The sequence below is a fragment of the Ursidibacter arcticus genome (assembly GCF_009761375.1).
Lineage (GTDB): Bacteria > Pseudomonadota > Gammaproteobacteria > Enterobacterales > Pasteurellaceae > Ursidibacter > Ursidibacter arcticus.
Map to the genome: position 1 here is coordinate 1 of NZ_LEKM01000192.1, position 23,931 is coordinate 23,931.

Sequence of the window (23,931 nt, forward strand, 5' to 3'; positions counted from 1 at the left end):
GTTGTACAAGGGGAGATTTGGCAGAAGTGAAAACGAAGTGAGAGAATAAATAAGCAATAATATCCAGATTTATATTGATGAGAAAAACAAAATGACAACACAAAACTTCCTCGCCGAGATCGGCACTGAAGAGCTGCCACCGAAGGCACTCAAAAAATTAGCGACTGCGTTTGCAGAAAATGTAGAACAAGAATTAAACCAAGCAGGTTTAGCTTTTGATAAAGTAGAATGGTTTGCAGCCCCTCGTCGTTTAGCGGTTAAAGTATTAAGTTTAGCAACCGCTCAGCCAAGTAAAGAAATCGAGAAACGTGGGCCGGCGGTGTCGGCGGCGTTTGATGTGGAAGGTAAACCGACCAAAGCGGCTGAAGGTTGGGCGAAAGGCTGTGGCATTACCGTTGAACAAGCGGAGCGTATCGCTACTGACAAAGGCGAATGGCTAGTTCATCGTGCAGTGATTGAAGGTCAGCCGACCCGAAACTTGCTTGTTGGCATCATCAGCAATTCTCTTGCGAAGTTGCCTATTCCAAAAACAATGCGTTGGGGCGATAAAACCGAACAATTTGTTCGCCCAGTGCATACGGTCACTTTATTGTTAGGCGATGAGTTAATTGAAGGCAAGATTTTAGGTGTCGCAAGCGGTCGCACCATTCGTGGACACCGTTTCCTTGGCGAACGACAATTCCAAATCGATCACGCTGATCAATACCCACAATTACTGAGAGAAAAAGGTTCTGTGATTGCAGACTTCAACGAACGCCGTTCTGAAATTTTTGCAAAAGCTCAAGCGAAAGCAACCGCTTTAGGTGGTGTAGCAGATATTGAAGATGACTTACTTGATGAAGTCACCTCCCTTGTTGAATATCCGAACGTGCTTGCGGCAAAATTTGAAGATCGTTTCTTAGCTGTTCCTGCGGAAGCTTTGGTTTACACAATGAAAGGCGACCAAAAATACTTCCCGATTTATGACAAAGACGGAAAACTACTTCCGCACTTTATCTTTGTGTCGAACATCAATCCTGATGATCCAAGCAAAATCATTGAAGGGAACGAAAAAGTGGTTCGCCCACGTTTAACAGATGCGGAATTCTTCTTTAAAACTGACTTAAAACAGCGCTTAGAAGATCAATTGCCACGTTTAGAAACCGTGTTATTCCAACAACAGCTTGGCACATTGCGTGATAAAACCGCTCGTATTGAGCAACTTGCAGGCGAGATTGCAAAACAGATCGGGGCTGATGAAACTAAAGCAAAACGTGCAGGTTTACTGTCAAAATGCGATTTAATGACGAATATGGTGTTTGAGTTTACCGATACGCAAGGCGTGATGGGTATGCACTATGCTCGCCACGATGGTGAAGATGAAGAAGTGGCGGTGGCGTTAAATGAGCAATATATGCCACGCTTTGCAGGCGATGCGTTGCCAAAATCATTGGTGGCGAGTAGCGTAGCGTTAGCCGATAAATTCGATACGCTCACAGGGATTTTTGGTATCGGTCAAGCACCAAAAGGCAGTGCCGACCCATTTGCATTACGTCGTGCAGCATTAGGTGCGTTACGCATTATTGTTGAGAAAAACTTACCGCTTGATCTTGCTGAAATTGTGAAAAAATCCACCGCACTTTTCGGCGATAAACTGACGAATACCAATGTGGTTGAAGAGGTAGTGGACTTTATGCTTGGTCGTTTCCGTGCGTGGTATCAAGATGAAGGTATTGCGGTAGATGTGATCCAAGCGGTACTGGCTCGCCGTCCGACTAAACCATCTGATTTTGATGCACGAGTGCGTGCGGTATCGCATTTCCGCACATTAGATGCGGCGGAAGCGTTAGCGGCAGCGAATAAACGTGTGAGTAACATTCTTGCGAAAGCAGATATTGCAATTGGTGCGATTGATCTCACCGCTTGTGTAGAGCCTGCAGAGAAATCCTTGGCAGAAGCTGTGCTGACATTAGAAAAAGAAGTTCAACCGCTGATTGCTAAAGGCGATTACACTGCCGTGCTAGATAAATTAGCAAGTTTACGTCAGCCAGTAGATAATTTCTTTGATAATGTAATGGTGAATGCAGAAGATCAAAAACTGCGTCAAAACCGTTTAGCGATTTTAAATACGCTACAAAACTTGTTCTTACAAGTTGCGGATATTTCATTATTGCAATAATTTTCGTTAATCTGACCGCTTATGGCAACGTAAGCGGTCTTTTTTTGAAAAATTTTACTTATTTTAGATAATCAGGAAGAAAATATGTCGAAAAAAACAGAACTTTTATTTAGTAATCAATGGGACGTGCGTATTAGTGACCCTGGGCTAGAAGGGGCGATGAGTCATTATTTTGAAACGGTTTATTTAAAGTTAGAAGCTCACATTGAAAGTGAAAAGGTATCTTACGAATTTACTCGTACCGTAGAAAAAGAAGTGCAGACTCATTGTATTTTTCACGATGTTGATGAGCTATTCCGTTTTCTTGCCGAATATCTCGGTCCAGTAGCCTTAGGTAATATTGGAATTAAAATTGGTAAGTTAGGATTGGCATAAATAATGCCTAATAAAGAAAATGCACCCTTGCTATTGGTGCATTTTCGTTACTTGCAACTAGTAATCCAGTGCTAATTTTCCTGCCGCTTCAACAACAACATCAATCGCTTTACTTTCAGTGCCTTTGATGGTTGATTCGTTTGGAATCTCTTGTTGAGTACGATTTACAATTACGCCAGATACCATTCCTGAGCGTAAACCTAAAGCAGAGCACATTGTAAATAGCGTGCCAGATTCCATCTCAAAATTCATCACATTCAATTCTTGCCATTGTTGCAATGAACCGCGGAAATGGCGGTAAATTTTACCGCTAAAGGTATCATAACGTTCTTGCCCTGGGTAGAAAGTATCCGATGATGCGGTAATACCCACATAAGGTTCAATACCTTGATTTTTTGCTGCTGCATAAAGCTCATTGGTACAACGGAAATCTGCAACGGCAGGATACTCTAATGGTGCAAAATGACGGCTTGCACCATCTAAACGCACTGCACCTGTTGTAACAAGTACATCACCAACATTGATATGAGGTTGAATTGCCCCTGTTGTGCCGATGCGTAGGAAAGTACGGACACCCAGTTGTGCTAATTCTTCCACACAAATCGACACTGATGGCCCACCGATACCTGTTGAACAGACGACAATAGGTTGTCCATTCACATAACCGAGCCAAGAGGTATATTCACGAGTGGAGGCTAAAAATTCTGGGTTTTCCATTTTTGCAGCAATTCGTTCACTACGAGCAGGATCGCCTGGAACGATCGCAACTTTCGCCCCTTTTAACATCGCTTTTGTTAAGCCTAAGTGAAAAACTTCTGACATAATTCTCTCCTTTTTAATAAGGTTAAATAACAAGGGTATTCTACCAAGCAAGCGGTTACTTTCCCTAAATTTTTTGCAAATCTATTTGCAAAAATGTGAACAAGATCAAAGGGAAACGTTTGCTTAAGGTTTTATATCTCGCAAAATTGGGTTCTGCATTGAAATCAGTGTTTCTGTTGATTGGATTTCATCAATTAGCTGGATTTTGGTTGCCAAAACTCGATGTAATTCTTCAATAGTATGGGTCATTACTTTAAGAAAAATAGAGTAATTACCTGTGGTGTAATAAGCTTCAACGACTTCATCAAACTGTTTCAATTTAGCAATAACAGCTTCATAGTCTTTTGCACTTTTCAAAATGATGCCGATAAAGCAGCATACATCGTAGCCGAGCTTACGTTCATTGATCCGAATTTTTGTACCTTCAATAATCCCAGCTTGACGCATTTTCTCTACTCGAACGTGAATAGTGCCTGGACTGACACCAAAATTTTTTGCCATTTCAGCATAGGGTGTACGAGCATCTTGGGTTAAAACTCGCAAAATTTGTTGATCAAGCTGATCAATTTGAATGGTGGAATGATGATTCGTATGCAAAATCTGCTCCTTTTTTAACTTTAATTAGAATTTATATAAAATATAGCATATATTTTTATGAATTATCTAACGCAAAAGGTATTTTATTGGATTTGTATTGAATTATTTGATATTTGATTTAAATTACATTCATCAACTTTGAGAAATTCTTAAATAAAGGAAATTATATGAAAAAGTCATTTATCTTACAGCAACAAGAAATTAGCTTTGTGAAAAACACGTTTACCCAAAACCTGATTGAGCAACTAGATATTATTGAAGTGCAAGGCCCAATTCTAAGTGAAGTGGGTAACGGTATGCAAGATAACTTATCGGGTATTGAAAAAGCAGTACAAGTCAATGTGAAATGTATTCCAAATGCGGTTTATGAAGTTGTTCACTCTCTTGCTAAGTGGAAACGCCACACGCTTGCCCGCTTTGGCTTCCAAGAAGGCGAAGGGTTATTTGTGCATATGAAAGCGTTACGCCCAGATGAAGATTCACTGGATCCAACCCACTCTGTATTTGTCGATCAATGGGACTGGGAAAAGGTTATTCCTGAAGGTCGCCGCAACTTTGAATATCTCAAAGAGACTGTTCGCTCAATTTATAAAGCAATTCGTTTAACTGAGTTAGCGGTGGAAGCTCGTTTTGATATCCCTTCTATTCTGCCAAAACAGATTACTTTCGTGCATAGTGAAGATTTAGTACAACGTTATCCAAATATGACAGGGAAGGAACGTGAAAATGCTATTTGTAAAGAATACGGTGCGGTATTTTTAATCGGGATTGGCGGCAAATTATCTGATGGAAAAGCTCACGATGGACGTGCTCCAGACTACGATGACTGGACAACAGAATCAGAAAATGGTTATAAAGGTTTAAATGGCGATATTTTAGTTTGGAATGAAGAACTTGGTACTGCATTTGAATTATCATCAATGGGTATTCGTGTAGATGAGAAGGCATTACGCTTACAAGTTGCACTAACAGGCGATGAAGCTCGTTTAGAAATGGATTGGCATAAAGATTTATTAGCAGGTCGTTTACCGCTTTCAATTGGTGGTGGTATTGGTCAATCTCGTCTTGCTATGTTCTTACTCCGTAAAAAACATATCGGTGAAGTACAATCAAGCGTATGGCCAAAAGAGATGCTAACGAAGTTTGAGAATATTTTGTAATAGCGTTTTAATGAAATAAAATCTTCAAACTTGAACTAAATAAAACATTGTAAAAATACAACACCAGTTTTGAATACTGATGTTGTATTTTTTCTATAGTATTGAATCACCCCCCAAACGCCTCAATCAATTCCCCTGCTTTTTTCACCATTGCCGTTGAACCCACAAAGAATGGCACTCGTTGATGCAATTCGGTTGGTTTTATATCCAAAATCGTATTCACACCATCTGTTGCCATTCCCCCTGCTTGTTCTGCTAAAAATGCCATTGGATTTCCTTCATAAAGCAAACGCAATTTGCCATTCGGGTGGCTTTTGGTTGTTGGATAAATATAGATACCGCCTTTGAGTAAATTACGGTGAAAATCTGAAACCAAAGAACCGATATAACGAGAAGAATAGGGGCGACCTGTTGGCTTATCTTCTTCTTGGCAGAATTTAATAAATTTTTTCACGCCATCTGGGAATTTAAGATATTGCCCTTCGTTAATTGAGTAATACTTTCCTTCATAAGGCATTTTCATATTTGGGTGAGAAAGAATAAACAGCCCTAAAGAGGGATCATAAGTAAAGCCATTAACGCCATTCCCTGTGGTATAAACTAACATTGTTGATGAACCATAGGTAACATAACCCGCAGCAACCTGTTTACGCCCAGGTTGGAGAAAATCGTCCATTGTGACAGGTGTACCAATAGGTGAAACACGTTTATAAATAGAGAAGATGGTGCCAACAGAAACATTCACATCAATATTTGATGAGCCATCTAGCGGATCGGTCATTAAAATATATTTTGCATTACGCCCACGCTCCGTATCAAAGGCAACAAAAGTATCATCTTCTTCGGAAGCAAAACCAGCCACATCACCACGAGCAATTAAGGCTTTTTTCATTGTTTCATTTGCAAACACATCTAATTTCATCTGTGTTTCGCCTTGAATGTTTTCATCGCCCGATACACCTAAAATATCTTGGGTTAGCCCTGCTCGGTTAATATCTCGATGAATAATTTTGGCAGATAAACGAATAGATGAAAGAATTCCACTTAATTCCCCCGTTGCACCTGGGTATTCTGCTTGTCTTTCTACAATAAATTCCCCTAACGTTTTCATTTTCATCTCCTATTAGCTATTCATAACGCTTTGTTTTATTATAGCGTTCATTAAACTTTGCTTTGGAAACAAAGTCTTATTTTGTGAGCTGAATCACACTTTTTCGTATTAAGGAATCCAATGAAACAACAACACGTCCACATTTTAGGGATTTGTGGCACATTTATGGGGGGCGTAGCGATTATCGCCCGCGAATTAGGTTACAAAGTAACGGGGTCGGATACGAATGTATATCCGCCGATGAGTACTTTTTTAGAAAAAAGCGGTATTGAAATTATCCCGAATTATGATATTGCTCAGTTAGATCCTGCACCTGATATGGTTATTATTGGCAATGCAATGAGCCGCGGTAATCCTTGTGTCGAATATGTCTTAAACAATCAATTAAATTTCACCTCTGGCCCACAATGGCTACACGATCATCTACTCAAAGATCGTTGGGTATTAGCCGTATCAGGCACACACGGTAAAACCACAACCACAGGAATGTTAGCGTGGATTTTAGACCAAGCAGGCATTGATACAGGTTTTTTAATTGGTGGTGTAGCAGGTAATTTTGGTATTTCTGCTCGTGCAGGTAGCAGTCGTTATTTTGTCATTGAAGCTGATGAATACGATTCTGCTTTCTTTGACAAACGTTCTAAGTTTGTACATTACAATCCCAAAACCTTAATTATCAATAACATTGACTTCGATCACGCAGACATTTTTGATGATTTAAAAGCCATTCAACGTCAATTCCACCACCTTGTGCGAGCAATGCCTCAGAACGGTTGTATTTTATCTGCCAAAGCTGATGATAACGTACAACAAACTTTAGCAATGGGGCATTACAGTGCCTTACAATTTATAGGTAAAGAGAATGAGTGGTATGCCGAAGCGATTGCACAAGATTGCTCACATTTTGCAGTCTATTATCAAGGGCAAAAAGCGGGTGAAGTACAATGGGCAATTTTAGGCGAGCATAATATGCACAATGGTTTAATGGCAATCGCAGCCGCACATCACGCAGGTGTCGCCATTGAAATAGCTTGCCAAGCATTAAGTTCTTTTATCAATGCCAATCGCCGTTTGGAAGTCAAAGGCAATGTGAATGGCGTAACTGTGTATGACGATTTTGCTCACCACCCAACCGCTATCAATGCAACCATCAACGCTTTGCGTAGTAAGGTTGGAGCTGAACGTATTTTAGCTGTTCTTGAACCTCGTTCAAATACAATGAAAATGGGGGTACATAAAGATGATATCGCTCCATCACTGCATAATGCAGATAGTGTTTTTGTTTATCAGCCGGATACAATTCCTTGGCAAGTGAGCATCATCACTGATGCATTAACTCAGCCAGCTTACCATTCATCTGATTTGGATCATTTAGTCGATGAAATCGTAAAACACGCTAAACCTACAGACCATATTTTAGTGATGAGTAACGGTGCTTTTGGCGGTATTCACCAGAAGTTGCTAGATAAATTGGTGAAATAATTTCGCTTTTATTAACTATCTACAAAAGGGCGTGAACTACGCCCTATATTATTCTCAGGAGTTGCTAATAAGTATGTTGTATTAGCAACTCTTTCTACTTTATTTAGCCAATAAGTACGCTCGTAATTTGGCAAAATCATTTTCCATTACATCAGATAACAACGGTAGTTTATTGTGTTTATCTAAAGCTTCAGGTAATGGTAATTCGATATCTAAAATACGCTCAACACTTTCTTTAAATTTCGCAGGGTGGGCTGTGCATAGGAAAATGCCTGTTTCACCTGCTTGAAGTTGGTCTTTTAATACTTGGTAAGCAATCGCTCCGTGTGGCTCACATAGATAGCCTTCGTCATTTTGAGCTTTGAGTGCTTGTTCTGTTTCTACGTCATTTAAGGCATCAGAACCTAAATCGGCTAAATTCCAACCATTGCGTTTAAATAATTCTTCTACTCGCGGCCAGTTGTTAGGGCGACTAACGTCCATTGCATTAGAGAGTGTTGCAACGGTTGCATTGGGTTCCCACTGACCTGAACGTAAATAACGTGGTACGGTGTCATTGGCATTAGTTGAAGCGATAAAACGTTTAATTGGTAAACCTAATGTTTTGGCAATTAAGCCTGCAGTTAAGTTACCGAAGTTACCGCTTGGTACAGAAACCACTACATTTTCACGTTTTTCTTTCGGCAATTGTGCAACCGCTTCAAAATAGTAGCAAACTTGTGCTAATAAACGGCTGATATTGATCGAGTTCGCAGAGTTTAAGCCGATAGCTTGACGAAGTTCTTCATCATCAAAGGCTTGTTTTACAAGGGCTTGACACGCATCAAAGTCAGATTCAATCGCTACTGTGCGAATGTTGCCACCAAGGGTGCAGAACAATTTTTCTTGAAGCGGGCTGATTTTGCCTTTTGGATACAAAATAACAACATTGATATTTTCTAATCCGTAAAATGCGTGAGCAACGGCTGCACCAGTATCTCCAGATGTTGCGGTAAGAATGGTAATTTTGCCATCTCCACGCACTGCAGCAAGTGCCTGAGCCATAAAACGCCCACCAAAATCTTTAAATGCTAAAGTTGGGCCGTGAAACAATTCTAACGCATAAATAGCATCATTTACTTTTGCTAACGGTGCAGGAAAGGTAAAGGCATTTTTTACCATTGCATTTAATGTTTCTGTTGGAATTTCTTCACCAATCAATGCAGCAAGAATTTTTTGGCTACGTTCTACCAAAGGTAATGCTAGTAATTCATCAATATTGGTTAATGTTGGAATAATTTCAGGAAAAAATAGCCCCTGATCTTTACCTAAACCTTGGCGAACTGCCTGTGCAAAATTAACTTGTTCTTCTGGATGCTTGATGTTGTATAGGTTCATTTGTTGCCCTTTTACTGTATAAAAAATTAAAAATAAGACATCTCCCGATTGTAGCGGTTATCCTTAATTAGTCAATCTCAAGTAGTTATATAAAAAATTAGATCATTATCACAAAACTAAAAAAATCTAGTTGTATAACGATATTTTGAAGAAGATAATTTGATTGAAATTGTTCGTAAACGAAAGTGAATGAGCAATAGCGATTAAATATTTCATTAAAGGAGTTCATATGTTTTCTTTCTTAAAAGCTTCAGCACCAGCACCAAGAATTGAGAGCTCTCGTACAGATGCTGAATATAGAAAATTACGTTGGCAAGTATTTGCTGGCGTGTTTATTGGTTATGCTGCTTACTACCTAATTCGTAAGAATTTTTCATTGGCTATACCTTATCTAATTGATGAATACGGTTTTTCAAAAGCTGATTTGGGGAGTGTGGGGGTTGCATTATCTTTAGCTTATGGTTTTAGTAAGTTTATTATGGGAAATGTTTCAGATCGCTCAAATCCGAAATATTTTATCACAATCGGTTTATTAGGCTCAGCTATTGTTAGTTTAATTTTTGGTCTAGTACCTGGTGTGTTGGCATCTATTCCACTGATGATTCTCTTAGCAGCATTAAATGGTTGGTTTCAAGGAATGGGTTATCCCCCTGGTGCAAAAACAATGACTAACTGGTTCTCTAAATCGGAGCGTGGTGCTTGGTGGAGTTGGTGGAATGTATCACATAACTTAGGTGGTGGGTTAATTGGTCCTTTAGCGATCTTGGGATTATCCATCTTTGGTGTGTGGCAATCATTATTCTATTTACCTGCTTTAATTGCGATTGTTCTTGCGTTTGTGATGTTTTGGTTGATGAGAGATACACCTGAATCTCAAGGATTACCACCAGTTGATGAGTGGCGTGGAGAGAAAGTGATTGAAAAGGTTGAATCTGCTCATACGCTTTCATCTAAAGATATTTTCTTAAAGTATATTGTTAATAACAAGTTCTTGTGGGCGATCGCTATTGCCAACGTGTTTGTGTACTTTATTCGTTATGGAATTATTGACTGGGCTCCAACATACTTAAAAGAAGTGAAGCATTTTACTGTTGATAAACAAAGTTGGGCATATTTCCTTTACGAATATGCAGGCATTTTTGGAATGCTAGCAAGCGGTTATTTAAGTGATAAAGTTTTCAAAGGACACCGTGCTCCTCCTATGTTGCTGTTCCTTGTGGGGGTGTTAATTGCTATTATTGTTTATTGGAAAAACCCTGCGGGTAATCCACTTGTTGATAACATTTGTTTGGTTGCTATTGGTTTCTTAATTTATGGGCCAGTAATGATGATTGGCTTACAAGCAGCTGATTTAGTCCCACGTGTTGCAACAGGTACAGCAACAGGATTAACAGGATTATTTGGATATTTACTAGGCTCAGCAAGTGCGGGATGGGTAATGGGCAAATTAGTTGATGTTTATGGTTGGGACGGCGGTTTTTACGCATTGATTATTTCGTGTTTCTTAGGCTTTGGATTTATTGCATTTACACTATTCCATAGACCAGAAAAAGCATCTCAATAAACAATCTTTGTCTTTTTGATGCCACTGATTTGATATAAATTCAGTGGCATTAATCTTTTCAGCCTTTCTCCACAAACTCTTCTAATTGTGGCAATAGTTGTGTGATTAAACGTAGTTGTTGTAACAGAACAAGGCTTTTTTCATCAATTTCTGTTTGGTATTGCTGTTCAAACTGCTGCAATTGTTGCTCGATCTCATTGATTTGTGATGGATCAAAATTACCTGATGCGATCTGTTGTAATAGTTGTGAAACTTGTTTGGCGTGCTTGAAAAATATCGCTGAAAATTCAATATGATGATTTAATTCGTAGCTAGCAATACGATGTGCCCCTAATGCTGAAATATAGCTCATTAAGGTGTAGCTTAACCCCAGCAGTGTTGGGGCGAACTTAGTCGTTTGACGATATTTTTTCGGCTCACTAAGCATATTGGAAACCGTAATACTCAAAGTCGCGAGTGCATTTTGTGCCGAACGTCTGGCAATACGGTAAGTGAATTGATCACGATAACCAAACTGTAATTGAGCAATAATATGTAGCAGGTAGTTGGCATTCTCTTTGAGAGAGTTTTTCAAACTCTGTTGTAAGTTTAGGTATTTCCAATCAGGCCATAAATAAGAGACTGCTAACCAAGCAAGACTTGCTCCGATTAAGGTATCAATGATCCTTGGTAACATTGCGACATCAGCACCGAATCCCACCACATCAAAGCTGATTAACACTTGAATTGTGATAAAGAATGTTGAGAAACTGTAATTATTCGTCCTAAATAGGAAGAATAAGCTACTAGATGCCACAATTAAGCCGAGCTGTGCTTCTAATGTTGGGGAGAGATAGTTAAACGATAATCCAACCACAACCCCTAAAATAGTACCGATAACTCGTTGGATTAAACGTGTTTTAGTCGCAGAATAGTTAGGTTGGCAGACTAAAATGGCGGTCAGTAAAATCCAATAACCTTGTTCAACTTGAAAGCATTCCACTATTAAGCTACACACAAAGACAACAATAGATAAACGCACTGCGTGGCGAAAAAGTGGGGAACCAAAATGACACTGAGAGCGAATAGCTGGGATCATATCTCGAATATTCGAGACATTTTCTGCGATCAAGCGAGCAGATTTTGCTGGTTTTTTACCAATTTCTTGATTGGAATGGTTGTCCGCCAACTGTGCTAATTGCCCTTCAATGTTACGCAGGTTATCTGCAATGGAGTGTAATGGTGAGAAATTCTTAATTCCTTTTTCACGATGAAAAGTGAGAGATTGTGTTAGCCCAAGCAAGACACGCTCTCCACGATTTGAGTGTTGATAATGCTCATTATGGCGTAAAGCCGTTGCCACTTGCTGACAGGCAATTGCTTGTAATTCGAGTAAACGCTGAAAACGGAAAATTAAATCAGTATTTTGTAACTCATTAAACAGAGCGACATATTGAGAATGACTTGAACTGGCACGTTCCCAAATTTCTTGCCCCGTAAAATAGTAGCGTAGCATTTTTTGGGTGCGTAAATGGCGATGTTGCATTCGTAGCCGATAAAACAGTGAAACCCTTGCTTTATCAAATGCACTCATCACTGCAATGTTCGCTTTAGCAAGAGCAAGTTGTTTGGCGGGTAAGTTTTCCGTATCATCAGGATCGAAAAAGTCTGCTTTAATCTGTAAATAGTGGCTTAGAGCATCAAAATACTGAGCAATATTTTCCTGCATCGTTCGGTTTGGAAAGCAGAGATAAACAATAACTGCGACTAATCCATAAATTAACGTCCCGAATAAGATCAATAAGGTGTTGCCATACCAAGTCGATTGTGGCGTGTATGTCAGAGTCGTGTAAACGGCAACTAACAATGTACCGAATGCAATAGTACTATAACGCTGACCGATTGCCCCCAGCATAATCACAATAAAGGTAATGATGGTAATCAGGGGAATAAACAGCCAGCCATAACTTAACGCTAATTGTGAACTGAGCGAAGAAATCGCAAAAGCGATCAACGTAAAAAATAGATTTTTTAATCGCCCTGTTAAGCGGTTGTCTAAATCAGAAAGTCCAGCAGCAATAATCCCAAGCACTAATGCCATCGTATGCTCAGAAATATTCAACTGCCAGACTGTTAATGCCGCTAAATTTGTGGCAAAGAAGATCGGTAGTGTCCCAATAATATTGGTATTTAACCAATTAAAAGAGAGTGTTTTAAGAAATTTGGGACGCATTGTTTGCCACAATCTCTAAAATTTCAGCAAAGTCATTACATACATAGTCAGGGTTAGAGTCGCCAATCGGAATGTTGTAATTATAGCCATAAGTTAAACCGACACTTTGGCAACCTGCATTTTGAGCGGCTAGAATATCGTTTTTGGAATCACCGACAAATAATAATTCCTGTGGATATAACCCAAATTTTCCACAAAGGTAATACAGTGGTGCTGGATGTGGTTTAATTTCAGGCAAAGATTGCCCACCTAATGCTTCGCTGAATAGATGGTCTATTTCAAAGGCTTTTAACACAGGCTGAACGTGTTTAGTCGGTTTGTTGGTTACAACCGCTAAGATATATCCTTGTGCTTTTAAGATTTCTAATGTTGTCTTCACATTTGGATATAACTTGCTGATATTACAAATATTTTCACCATAAAAATGTCCAAAACGGCGCTTAATCTGCTTTAATTCTTCTTCGGAAAACTCGTTAGCTCGTCCTGTCCATTCTAACCCTTTGGCAAAGAGTACATCGGCACCATTGCCAATCCAAGTTAGTACTAATTCTTCAGGGGCTTGAGGCAAGCCAACTTCTGCAAAAGCCGAGTTAAGTGAGAGTGCAAGATCTGGCAAGCTATTCACGAGCGTGCCATCTAAATCAAAACCAATAAGTTTGAATTTTTTAGTCATTTTAGCTCCTTATAAGCGGTGAGATTTTTCGGTTATTTTGCTTTTTTATACGCCACTAACATAATAATAATGCCCCCGATTACCATTGGTAATGAAAGCAGTTGCCCACGAGTAATAATATCTGTTGTGGTATTGACTCCAGGGTCAATTTCTCGCACATATTCAACGATAAAGCGGAATACACCGTAGCCGACTAAGAATAATCCTGCAACCGACCCCATTGGGCGTTGTTTACGGATAAAGAGGTTCAGTAATAAAAACAGTGCTAGCCCTTCTAATAAGGCTTGATAAATTTGTGATGGGTGGCGAGGGAGTAAATCAACGTGTGGGAAAATCATTGCCCAAGGCACATCTGTTACTCGTCCCCATAATTCGCCATTGATAAAGTTGCCGATACGCCCCATTCCTAAGCCAAATGGAATAAGTGGAGCAACAAAATCAGCTGTTTGCCAAAAGCTACGTTGTTGGCGGCGAGATGTCCAAATCATTGCGATAATGACACCAATAAGTCCACCGTGGAAAGACATTCCGCCTTCCCAAATGCGAAAGAGATAGAGTGGGTCGATCATTAAGCGATCAAAATTATAGAACAAAACATCGCCAATACGTCCACCTAGAACAACACCAAAGAAACCGTTAAAGAGTAGCTGATCGACTTGTTCTGGTGTCCAAACACCATTGGAGTTTTTTGCTCGTCTTACGCCAAGCCAATAGGCAAAACCAAAACCTAACAGGTACATAATGCCGTACCAATGCACTGAAATTGGACCTAATTGTAAAAAAATCGGATCGATATTGGGGAAAACAAAAAATGGTTGATTCATATAGCCTCTATTTAAAAAACATATTGATCGCAATGCAGACAAGCAGTACCGCAAAAGCCTTTTTCAACGTTGGCACTGGTAGAACATTCGCTGCATTTGCACCTAATTTCGATGTGAAAAATGATGTTAATGTAATGCCACATAGTGCTGGTAGGTAAATGTAGCCGAGAGAATATTCGGGTAAATTCGGTAAATTCCAACCGCTTACGATAAAGCTTATTGTTGCTGCAAACCCGAGTAAAGCACCACAGAAAGATGACGTACCAATCGCTCGTTTCATCTCCAAACCTCGTCCATTGAGATAAGGCACAATAAAAGCTCCCCCCGCAATTCCCGCCATACTTGAAACAGCGCCAATCAGTGAACCCGCAATTAAGGTAGAACTTGGTGTGATTGGTTTTGCTACGCTATCTTTTTTCTTGAGTGAAAAAAGCATCTTTAACGCAAGGAAAATAACAATCACTGCAAATAGTTTTGACATTATTGCTTTAGGCATATCTGCCACAACGAACCCCGCAAGAAAGACGGAAATCATCAATGCGGGAATAAAATATTTGCTGATCTGCCAATCTACATTGCCTAATTTATGGTGACGATGTGCCGCTGAAAAGGCTGTAACAATGATCGTAGAAAATGATGTTCCAAGTGCCATAGACATAATATATTCATTGGGAACATCAATCAGAGAGAACAGATATACTAAAGCAGGTACAATTATTAACCCTCCTCCAATACCAAATAATCCTGCAAGAAAACCAACAACAGCGCCTAATGCTAGGCAACTTAAAAAGATCTCAATCACGTTTTTTCCCCTTATTATTGTTGTTCGCTCGATAAGGCTTACGATATTCTCGCCGCTCACGAGGCTCTTTTTTATCAGACTGAGGTGATTTTCCTTTCTCACTCTCATTTATTAAAATCTGGGCAAATTCTTTCATTACTTTGCGATAAACATCTCGCTTGAACGAAACAACCTGACGCACAGGATACCAAAAGCTCACCCAACGCCAGCCATCGAATTCTGGCGTTTTAGATGTTTTTAGATTGATTAAACTTTCATCGGCAACTAACTGTAACAAAAACCAACGCTGTTTTTGTCCAATACAGACAGGCTGTGCATTTTCCATTCGCACTAACCGTTTAGGAAGTTTATATTTTAGCCAATATTTTGATGCCCAGAGTACTCGTACATCTTTTCTCGATAAACCGACTTCTTCGTAGAGCTCACGGTACATTGCTGTTTCAATGTTTTCACCCTCATTAATTCCCCCTTGTGGAAATTGCCAAGAGTTCTGACCAAACCGTTTTGCCCAAAGAACTTGTCCTTGTTTATTGCAGATCACGATACCAACATTTGGGCGGTAACCATCAAAATCGATCAATTTAGACCGCCTTCTTTATAAAGTGTTAGATAGGTGAATTGTTTCATAATTCAGCCTTTTGAACAACCAAAAGCGAAAGTAAGCGGTCGGTTATCTGTAATATTTTACGAATTGTGAATAACTCTGTGGATAACTTGAAAATTTGTTGATAACTTTTTGGGTAAAACAAGAGGATAATGGGATCTTATTCAAGATAGAGTAAAATAATCGGGATCTCTCATCTAAAAAACAGCTGTATTTATGAACATAATTTTGTGGAATTCGGCATCATTATGGGTATAAATATCAACGTATCGGCGAGATTGATCAATATTATTCACATTAGGATCGAATTATCCCCACGATCTGTGGATAGAATTGTGATAGATCTGAAAAAAGATCGTGTGTAACTTAAAATAAGATCTTTTTATCGCTATTTTATTCAGATAAAACAATAAGTTAGGCAAAGTGTGGAAAAGAGGAAAAGGTAAGGTTATTTTTCATACAGAAGATAAAAATGGGTGAAAAACCCATCTTTATCTGAAGATTATTGTGCTAGTTTTTGACGGACAATTTCGAATAAACATACACCTGTGGCAACTGAAACATTTAATGATGATACAGAGCCAGCCATAGGAATACTGATAAGTTGATCACAATGTTCACGCGTTAAACGACGCATTCCATCGCCTTCAGCCCCCATTACGAGTGCAATGGCTCCAGTCATTTTTACTTGATATAGGCTTTCTGTTGCTTCACCAGCAGTGCCGATAATCCAAACATTTTTTTCTTGCAACTCTCGCATTGTACGAGCAAGGTTAGTTACTCGTACTAATGGAATAACTTCAGCTGCTCCGCAAGCTACTTTACGAGCAGTAGAAGTGAGCTGGGCAGATTTGTCTTTTGGAACAATCACAGCATCAACTCCAGCGGCATCTGCGGTGCGTAAACAAGCACCTAAATTATGTGGATCAGTAACACCATCTAAGATCAATAATAACGGATTAGTTTTACTCGCCAAGATCTGATCAAGATCTTGTTCATTAAGTTCTTTTGCAGGTTTCACTTTTGCAATGATCCCTTGATGCACTTCACCTTGAGCTTTGTTATCTAGGCTTTGGCGATTGAGTTGCTGGATTGCAATTCCTAAGCGTTGTAGTTCATTTAATAGTGGATTTAAACGTTTATCTTCACGCCCTTTTAGCACATAGACTTCAATTAAACGCTCTGGAGCGTTATCTAAAAAGGCTTTAACGGCGTGAATACCATAAATTTGTTCACTCATAGTAGTATTTTCTTAATTGGATTTTGATTGTTTGTTATTAGGCTACAAAATCTCCCCTAATTCTTCTTGCTAAAGAGAGGAATTAAAGCGAAGAAAATTATTTAGCCATTCGGCGAATTTCTATCGTGTTAGAGTTCTCAATATTCAAATTTCCGATGAATAAGTTCCCCTCTTTAGCAAAGAGGGGTAGGGGAGATTTGATGAAATTCACGAAGAAAGTCGTTTTAATGCTCTCTTGTTTTGAAGAACGTAACATCAGGGTAACGTTCCTGTGCTAAGTTAAGATTAACCATTGTCGGAGCAATATAGGTTAGGTTATCACCACCGTCTAGGGCTAAATTCTGCTCATTTTTGCGTTTAAATTCTTCAAATTTCTTCGCATCGTTACACTCAACCCAACGAGCTGTTGCTACATTTACGGTTTCATAAATGGCTTCTACGTTGTATTCCGTTTTTAAGCGAGAAACAACAACATCAAACTGTAATACCCCCACAGCACCAACAATCAAATCATTATTTATTAGTGGTCGGAATACTTGGACTGCACCTTCTTCTGAAAGTTGGACTAATCCTTTGAGTAGCTGTTTCTGTTTAAGTGGGTCGCGTAAACGGATACGGCGGAATAATTCAGGGGCAAAGTTTGGAATACCCGTAAATTTGAGATTTTCGCCTTGTGTGAAGGTATCGCCAATTTGAATTGTGCCGTGATTATGTAAGCCGATAATATCGCCTGCATAGGCTTCTTCTGCGTGAGAGCGGTCGCCAGCCATAAAGGTTAAAGCATCAGAAATGACCACATCTTTCCCTATACGAACGTGTTTTAACTTCATTCCTTTCTCATATTTACCTGAAACAACACGTAAGAATGCAACTCGGTCTCGATGTTTTGGATCCATATTTGCTTGGATTTTAAACACAAAGCCACTAAATTTTTCTTCACTTGCTTCAACAGTACGTTCATCAGATTGACGAGGTTGTGGTGCTGGAGCCCATTCGGTTAAACCATCTAGGAAGTGATCAACACCAAAATTACCTAATGCTGTACCAAAGAAGACTGGCGTTAATTCACCGTTTAAGAAAGATTCTAGCTCAAATTCGTGGCTTGCACCTTGAACAAGTTCTAATTCTTCACGCAACTGTTCGGCTAAATCGTTCCCTACGGCAGTGTCTAATTCAGGGTTATCTAATCCCTTGATGATACGCACATCTTGGATTGTATGTCCTTGCCCTGTTTGGTAAAGGTAGGTTTCATCTTTAGCGATATGGTAAACACCTTTAAATAGTTTTCCACAACCGATAGGCCAAGTAATAGGTGCACAGTTAATTTTTAATACGCTTTCGACTTCATCAAGCAATTCCATCGGATCACGAATATCACGGTCAAGTTTATTCATAAACGTCAGAATTGGCGTATCACGCAGACGAGTAACTTCCATTAACTTAATGGTACGTTCTTCAACCCCTTTTGCTGAATCAATAACCATTAAGCAACTATCAACGGCAGTTAATGTTCGATAGGTATCTTCCGAGAAGTCTTCGTGTCCTGGGGTATCTAGTAAATTCACTAGACAATCATTATAAGGAAATTGCATTACCGAGGTGGTAATTGAAATACCACGTTGTTTTTCCATTTCCATCCAGTCGGATTTTGCGTGCTGTGCTGAGCCTTTTCCTTTGACTGAACCTGCTTTCTGAATGGCGTTACCGTAAAGTAATACTTTTTCGGTGATGGTGGTTTTACCTGCATCGGGGTGGGAAATAATCGCAAAAGTTCTGCGTTTATTCACTTCTTGTGGATAATCATTTAATGACATTCGTTATACTCTAATTCGTTTCAAAATGGCGGTTATTGTCGCCTATCTCACCTTTCATCACAACTCTTTACATCACTTTATACTAAAATTTGCAAAAAATTGACTGAAACTGACCGCTTGTCAATTTAATTTGTAACTAAGATAATAGTCAAGTGGTCAGATTCTTAGTTTTTTACCATATATTCATAGGAGAGCAATATGCGTTGGTTTATTCACGCCTTTAAAAATATTTTTAATTACAGCGGACGAGCAAGACGTGCGGAATATGGCTGGTTTATGTTAATGAACTTTCTCGTACAGCTTGCGGCATTATTGACTGTTTGGGTAATTGCAGCAGGACTATCCTTAAATACCAATGATATGAGTCTCGGCTTAGGTGCGATAGGCATAATTTATTACGCTATATCCTTTATCTACGGTATTCTCACCTTCTTTGTGAGCCTAAGTTTAACCGCACGCCGTTTACACGATTTAGGTAGATCAGGTTGGTGGCAACTAGTCATCTATCTATTACCCTTGCTTTTACTCGGTACAACATTTGTCTTCTTGCCAATTTTAGAAGAAGGTACACCCTCTACTCCAATCATAGCAATTAACATAATGACTTTAGCCACTGTGTTAATTTATATCATCTTTTTCTTAATACTATTTTTTAAAGATGGTCAAAAGCAGGCAAATAAATATGGCGAAAGCCCGAAATACCCAAGTCAAGTAGAGCAAAAAGACAATGAGAGAATTGAACCGAGCGTATAAGCGGTAAGATTTCCGATATTTTTTGCAATATCGCCCAAAGAAAATCCCAGCTATTGACTGGGATTTTTTGTGTTACTTAGAGATCGCGATCATCAACACCCACAAGTAAATAATTACCTTCAATATCTGCCAAGCTTCTAAAGCCGATATTATAAATATCGCAAGCCTTATTACGATTGATTGGGCGATAATCAAAATTATCGTGATGATGCCCGTGGAAAATCTTCCGAACGCCCATTTTTCGAGCAAGTTGATTGATAGCAGCAAAACCCTGTGGATGCGGTCTTGGTGCTTCGTGAGTAATTAAAATATCCGCCTTCTGATTTTCTAATCCTTCTACATCAGAAGGGAAAATTGAAGAACGATGGCGTAATGGAACCCCCCCACGCCAAATACGCTCTTGTGGGGAATATTGGCAATAATGAATTGGGTCAAAAAACATTGGTCGATGTGGTGGCATCCAAATATGCCCACGAAATACCCCTCCAAGTCCTGCAATTTTTACTCCTTCAATTTCTGCTACTCTCCCGTGAAGATTACGCTCTTTCCAAGCACTGCCCCAAATAGCATCAAAGGCTGCCACTGTTTTACTATCGTGGTTACCGTGAATAAACCAAATATCACAATGATGAGCAAGATCATCTAACTCCGCAGTAGTCGTGAGTTGCAAATCGCCTAAAATGATAAGTGAAACATTCTGTCGTTCTTTTACAAAAGGATAAAGATGGGCGTAACTTCCGTGTGGATCACCCGCAAAAAGTATTGTCATTTAATTCTCGTTATATTGCTTCAAAGTTAATGGGATTGGTTCATCATTCAAAATTGATTCAACCACTTCTTTTGTTTGATTATAGCGATCTAAATAGCTTGGTGACTCAATTTCAATATAAGGCACATTATATTTCTCGAGTAACTTTTTCAATAATTGTTGAAACCGCTGACGCTGTTTTACAGAACCTAAACTGCGTAAGCCATCATCAACCCACTTAGTATTGTTAGATAGCAAGATAGTTACATCAAACGGGTATTCCTTGATCATTGAATCTAAAAATGGGTGAGCCTTACCTTCATATTGAATACAAAATGCTTGTGTCGTGATGTAGTCGGTATCAATAATAGCGACTTTATGAGCGTGTTTCATTGCATAATCGACATAACGTTTGTGTCCTAATGCCATTTGCGGATAGTCAGAATATTGCATCGCTTGCTCATCGCCACCTAATTGCTCAAACACAAACTCTCGTCCATATTCCCACGCAGATGTAGTATTAAACACATTGGCTAACTTGCTCACAAGTACACTCTTACCACTACTTTCCCCGCCTAAAATCGCAATAGTTTTAACGAAGAAAGGACGTACTTCTTTTGGAATAAAACGCCAGTACTGGAATGGGTTATTCCGAATTTTAGTCGCAGAGACATTAAAAGAGTTACGTTCAGGATCAACCAAATGCACTTCTAAATTTAAATATTTTTCGTAAGGCTCTTTATCTTGCACTTCACTACTAAATACAATACTTGGCTGAATATTTTTCTCGACAAAGAGAGATTTCACCCTTTCTGCCCAACCTGCCCAACCGTTTGGATAACTCGGAATACCATCTTCAATTAAGTGATGAATAAAAATCTGCTTTTGCTGATATTTAAAGATCTGTTGCATCCAACGTAGGCGATCTTCATTTGTTGGCATTCGCTTCATTTTACTATCGTTAAACAGCTGAATGTCTCGTTCAGTATCTGTACAGACAATAACGTGTAGCATATCTACCTTACTAAAGGCTTCATAAATCATATTGATATGCCCTGTATGCACAGGATAAAACTTACCAAAAATCACGCCAATGCGTTGGTTTTGTTCTTCTACAATGCCTAACGCCTTATGCAGTGCTTTTAATTTAGCCGCACTCGGGTTTTTTATCTTCCCTGTTACTAGCTGATTAAAGTAGGCTCGAGTTACATTAGCTTGTTCGCAAATATCATTTACTTTCAGTTTAAGCTGTTTGCGTTTTTGTTGAAGATAAGCAAAATTTGTCATCGGATATCCCTCAAAATAGAGCTTGAATGATAGGGGAAATTCACTATTTTGTCATTGTTTTCCCTGAAAAAAGGCTCAAAACAGACTGAGAATTGCTCGAGTAAGCGGTTAGTTCTTTAGGATTTTTTGCAAAAAAATGTATAGGGGCTTTCTACTTTTGCTGAGCAAGGTATAATCGCTCCCATTTTTACACATCAAGGGAAACAATGGCGTTACTGATCACTCACAAATGCACGAATTGCGATATGTGCGAGCCCGAATGTCCGAATCAGGCAATATCAATGGGCGATGAAATTTATGTGATTGACCCCGATCTCTGCACTGAGTGTGTAGGGCATTATGAAATCCCTACTTGCCAGAAAGTTTGTCCAATCAACAACTGTATTATTACTGATCCTGATCATATCGAAACCAATGAGCAACTTTGGGAGCGTTTTGTAATGATCCATCACGCAGATCAACTATAATAAGTCGCCTGCAAAATAGGCGACATTAAATTTGAAAAATATCTGAAGAAAAGTACCGCTTACTAGGTTGGTTAGCCAACTACTCCGTTAATGCTTGACGCTGTGCTACAAAAAGTTGCTCACAACCACCTTTAGCTAAATCAAGTAAAGTGCATAATTCCGAATGACTAAATGGTTCACCTTCGGCTGTACCCTGTACTTCAACGAACCTACCGTCTTCCACCATTACTACATTCATATCTGTTTCAGCATTTGAGTCTTCAACATACTCTAAATCACATACGGCTTCGCCTGCTACAATCCCTACTGAAATTGCAGAAACTAAACCTTTTAGTGGGTTTTGTTTAAGTGTACCCTCTGCGACTAATTTATTGATCGCATCGTGTAGTGCCACACAAGCCCCTGTGATAGATGCTGTGCGTGTGCCGCCATCGGCTTGGATAACATCACAATCCACAGTAATGGTACGCTCACCTAAGGCTTTTAAATCCACAATTGCACGTAACGAGCGAGCAATTAAACGTTGAATTTCCATTGTACGCCCACCTTGTTTGCCTTTCGCAGCTTCTCTCTGAGTACGACTATGCGTTGCTCTTGGCAACATTCCATATTCTGCAGTTACCCAACCTTGCTGTTGTCCTTTTAAAAAACGAGGTACAGTGTCTTCAATAGTGGCATTACATAACACCTTAGTTTCTCCAAATTCAATTAGCACGGAGCCTTCCGCATAGCGTGTGTAATGGCGAGTAATTTTAATTAGGCGAGTTTGAATATTAGGGCGATTATTTGGACGCATAATAATTCCTTTGTTAAGATAAAATTTTCCCTATTTTAGCAGAATAACCAGTACAATATGCCAAATTTTACCAACTAAGAGAGATGTATATGATTTATAGTATGACCGCTTTTTCACATTTAGAGTTGAAAAAAGAGTGGGGAAATGCAGTATGGGAAATTCGTTCAGTTAATCAACGTTTCTTAGAAACCTATTTCCGTTTACCCGAAACCTTTCGCAATTTAGAAATGACTCTAAGAGAACGTTTGCGTTCATCTTTAACGCGTGGAAAAGTAGAATGTAGCCTACGAATTGAGCTAAATAATAACCAAAACAATGGATTAGCTTTAAATCAAGAATATGCAAAACAAGTCATTAGCTCATTACAATGGCTTAAAGAGACTGCAAATGAAGGTGAAATCAACCTTGTAGATATTTTACGTTTTCCTGGTGTAGTTGATGTACAAAATCAAGATCTTGACCAAATTTCACAGGACTTATTAGCTGGTTTTGAACAAATTTTAACAGACTTTATTGCTATGCGTGGGCGTGAGGGTGAAAACTTACAGCAGTTAATTCAACAGCGTTTAGATGCGATTGCAGAAGAAGCAAGTAAAGTTCAAGCACAAATGCCAACTATCCTACAATGGCAAAAAGAGCGTTTACAACAACGCTTTGACGAATTGAACCTACAAATTGATCCTCAACGATTAGAACAAGAAATGGTTCTTCTTGCTCAGCGTGTAGATGTTGCCGAAGAGCTTGATCGCTTACAGCTACACGTTAAAGAAACGACATCTATTTTAAAGAAAGGTGGTGCAGTAGGGCGCAAACTTGATTTTATGATGCAAGAACTTAATCGAGAAGCGAATACGTTGGCATCAAAATCAATCAACGCTGATGTGACTAACTCCGCCGTTGAACTAAAAGTATTAATTGAGCAAATGCGTGAGCAAATTCAAAATTTGGAATAATAGTTCACGATCAAAGATATATAGTGTAATGGATAAATCAATAGTAACCATTTTGTCCATTACGCCCTATTACACCACCTCAACGAATAAACGCAAAAAACCGCAAGCTATC

At 39.2% G+C, this 23,931-nt stretch carries 22 protein-coding genes; 8 read left to right on the top strand and 14 right to left on the bottom strand.

What is annotated here, in order from left to right; all coding sequences use genetic code 11:
• The first annotated feature begins 91 nt into the window (after positions 1–91).
• On the top strand, positions 92–2,158 hold the full coding sequence (glyS, locus tag A1D25_RS08590; protein WP_157395274.1) for a glycine--tRNA ligase subunit beta: 2,067 nt from the start codon (positions 92–94) through the stop codon (positions 2,156–2,158).
• Positions 2,159–2,242: 84 nt separating this feature from the next.
• The gene (locus A1D25_RS08595) at positions 2,243–2,533 is read left to right on the top strand and encodes a DUF5377 family protein (RefSeq protein ID WP_157395275.1); all 291 of its coding nucleotides are present in this window, start codon (positions 2,243–2,245) and stop codon (positions 2,531–2,533) included.
• Positions 2,534–2,590: 57 nt separating this feature from the next.
• Here the strand turns inward: A1D25_RS08595 and udp are convergent, their stop codons facing one another.
• On the bottom strand, positions 2,591–3,355 hold the full coding sequence (gene udp / locus A1D25_RS08600; protein ID WP_157395276.1) for a uridine phosphorylase: 765 nt from the start codon (positions 3,353–3,355) through the stop codon (positions 2,591–2,593).
• Between the two features lie 123 nt (positions 3,356–3,478).
• Positions 3,479–3,952 (bottom strand): transcriptional regulator AsnC, encoded by a 474-nt coding sequence (gene asnC, locus A1D25_RS08605; protein ID WP_157395277.1) that lies wholly within the window; start codon positions 3,950–3,952, stop codon positions 3,479–3,481.
• A 167-nt stretch (positions 3,953–4,119) separates the two neighbouring features.
• Between asnC and asnA the strand changes: the two genes are divergently transcribed.
• Positions 4,120–5,112 carry an aspartate--ammonia ligase gene (gene asnA / locus A1D25_RS08610; protein ID WP_157395278.1) on the top strand — a complete coding sequence of 331 codons (993 nt, stop codon included), beginning with the start codon at positions 4,120–4,122 and terminating at the stop codon, positions 5,110–5,112.
• Positions 5,113–5,218: 106 nt separating this feature from the next.
• On the opposite strand, the gene fbp is transcribed toward asnA, so the two are convergent.
• On the bottom strand, positions 5,219–6,223 hold the full coding sequence (gene fbp, locus A1D25_RS08615) for a class 1 fructose-bisphosphatase (RefSeq protein ID WP_157395279.1): 1,005 nt from the start codon (positions 6,221–6,223) through the stop codon (positions 5,219–5,221).
• A gap of 120 nt (positions 6,224–6,343) precedes the next feature.
• On the opposite strand from fbp, the gene mpl reads away from it, so the two are divergent.
• Positions 6,344–7,705: a UDP-N-acetylmuramate:L-alanyl-gamma-D-glutamyl-meso-diaminopimelate ligase gene (mpl, locus tag A1D25_RS08620; protein WP_157395280.1), complete on the top strand. Its 1,362-nt coding sequence runs from the start codon at positions 6,344–6,346 to the stop codon at positions 7,703–7,705.
• A gap of 99 nt (positions 7,706–7,804) precedes the next feature.
• Here mpl and thrC read toward each other — a convergent pair whose 3' ends face one another.
• Entirely contained in the window at positions 7,805–9,082 is a 1,278-nt protein-coding gene (gene thrC, locus A1D25_RS08625; protein ID WP_157395281.1) for a threonine synthase, read from the bottom strand.
• A 229-nt stretch (positions 9,083–9,311) separates the two neighbouring features.
• On the opposite strand from thrC, the gene pgtP reads away from it, so the two are divergent.
• Positions 9,312–10,646 (top strand): phosphoglycerate transporter protein PgtP, encoded by a 1,335-nt coding sequence (gene pgtP / locus A1D25_RS08630; RefSeq protein WP_157395282.1) that lies wholly within the window; start codon positions 9,312–9,314, stop codon positions 10,644–10,646.
• 58 nt (positions 10,647–10,704) lie between these two features.
• Here the strand turns inward: pgtP and yccS are convergent, their stop codons facing one another.
• The 7 genes from yccS to prfC all read right to left on the bottom strand — a co-directional run bounded on the left by yccS (position 10,705) and on the right by prfC (position 18,815).
• A complete protein-coding gene (gene yccS / locus A1D25_RS08635) occupies positions 10,705–12,858 on the bottom strand; it encodes a YccS family putative transporter (RefSeq protein WP_157395283.1) in 2,154 nt (717 codons plus the stop codon).
• Complete coding sequence (locus A1D25_RS08640; RefSeq protein ID WP_157395284.1) at positions 12,839–13,531, bottom strand: phosphoglycolate phosphatase; 693 nt, start codon at positions 13,529–13,531, stop codon at positions 12,839–12,841. Before A1D25_RS08640 ends, yccS begins: the two co-directional genes overlap by 20 nt.
• A 32-nt stretch (positions 13,532–13,563) precedes the next feature.
• The gene (lgt, locus tag A1D25_RS08645) at positions 13,564–14,355 is read right to left on the bottom strand and encodes a prolipoprotein diacylglyceryl transferase (RefSeq protein WP_157395285.1); all 792 of its coding nucleotides are present in this window, start codon (positions 14,353–14,355) and stop codon (positions 13,564–13,566) included.
• A gap of 7 nt (positions 14,356–14,362) precedes the next feature.
• Entirely contained in the window at positions 14,363–15,157 is a 795-nt protein-coding gene (locus A1D25_RS08650) for a sulfite exporter TauE/SafE family protein (RefSeq protein WP_157395286.1), read from the bottom strand.
• Positions 15,150–15,737, bottom strand: a complete 588-nt coding sequence (gene rppH / locus A1D25_RS08655; RefSeq protein WP_157395287.1) for an RNA pyrophosphohydrolase — start codon at positions 15,735–15,737, stop codon at positions 15,150–15,152. The genes A1D25_RS08650 and rppH overlap by 8 nt, the downstream gene beginning before the upstream one ends.
• Positions 15,738–16,263: 526 nt before the next feature.
• Entirely contained in the window at positions 16,264–17,001 is a 738-nt protein-coding gene (gene rlmB, locus A1D25_RS08660; protein WP_157395288.1) for a 23S rRNA (guanosine(2251)-2'-O)-methyltransferase RlmB, read from the bottom strand.
• Positions 17,002–17,225: 224 nt separating this feature from the next.
• Positions 17,226–18,815: a peptide chain release factor 3 gene (gene prfC, locus A1D25_RS08665; protein ID WP_157395289.1), complete on the bottom strand. Its 1,590-nt coding sequence runs from the start codon at positions 18,813–18,815 to the stop codon at positions 17,226–17,228.
• A gap of 198 nt (positions 18,816–19,013) precedes the next feature.
• Here prfC and A1D25_RS08670 point away from each other — a divergent pair, with 198 nt between their 5' ends.
• Positions 19,014–19,568 carry a DUF805 domain-containing protein gene (locus A1D25_RS08670; protein WP_157395290.1) on the top strand — a complete coding sequence of 185 codons (555 nt, stop codon included), beginning with the start codon at positions 19,014–19,016 and terminating at the stop codon, positions 19,566–19,568.
• 76 nt (positions 19,569–19,644) lie between these two features.
• Here A1D25_RS08670 and A1D25_RS08675 read toward each other — a convergent pair whose 3' ends face one another.
• Together A1D25_RS08675 and nadR are read right to left on the bottom strand one after the other, a co-directional pair.
• Positions 19,645–20,337, bottom strand: coding sequence for a metallophosphoesterase family protein (locus A1D25_RS08675; protein ID WP_157395291.1), 693 nt, complete (start codon positions 20,335–20,337; stop codon positions 19,645–19,647).
• The gene (nadR, locus tag A1D25_RS08680) at positions 20,338–21,603 is read right to left on the bottom strand and encodes a multifunctional transcriptional regulator/nicotinamide-nucleotide adenylyltransferase/ribosylnicotinamide kinase NadR (protein ID WP_157395292.1); all 1,266 of its coding nucleotides are present in this window, start codon (positions 21,601–21,603) and stop codon (positions 20,338–20,340) included.
• Between the two features lie 206 nt (positions 21,604–21,809).
• Here nadR and A1D25_RS08685 point away from each other — a divergent pair, with 206 nt between their 5' ends.
• The gene (locus A1D25_RS08685) at positions 21,810–22,070 is read left to right on the top strand and encodes a YfhL family 4Fe-4S dicluster ferredoxin (protein WP_157395293.1); all 261 of its coding nucleotides are present in this window, start codon (positions 21,810–21,812) and stop codon (positions 22,068–22,070) included.
• A gap of 79 nt (positions 22,071–22,149) precedes the next feature.
• Here A1D25_RS08685 and rph read toward each other — a convergent pair whose 3' ends face one another.
• On the bottom strand, positions 22,150–22,866 hold the full coding sequence (gene rph / locus A1D25_RS08690; RefSeq protein ID WP_157395294.1) for a ribonuclease PH: 717 nt from the start codon (positions 22,864–22,866) through the stop codon (positions 22,150–22,152).
• 89 nt (positions 22,867–22,955) lie between these two features.
• Here rph and A1D25_RS08695 point away from each other — a divergent pair, with 89 nt between their 5' ends.
• Complete coding sequence (locus A1D25_RS08695) at positions 22,956–23,819, top strand: YicC/YloC family endoribonuclease (RefSeq protein WP_157395295.1); 864 nt, start codon at positions 22,956–22,958, stop codon at positions 23,817–23,819.
• Positions 23,820–23,931: the final 112 nt, after the last annotated feature.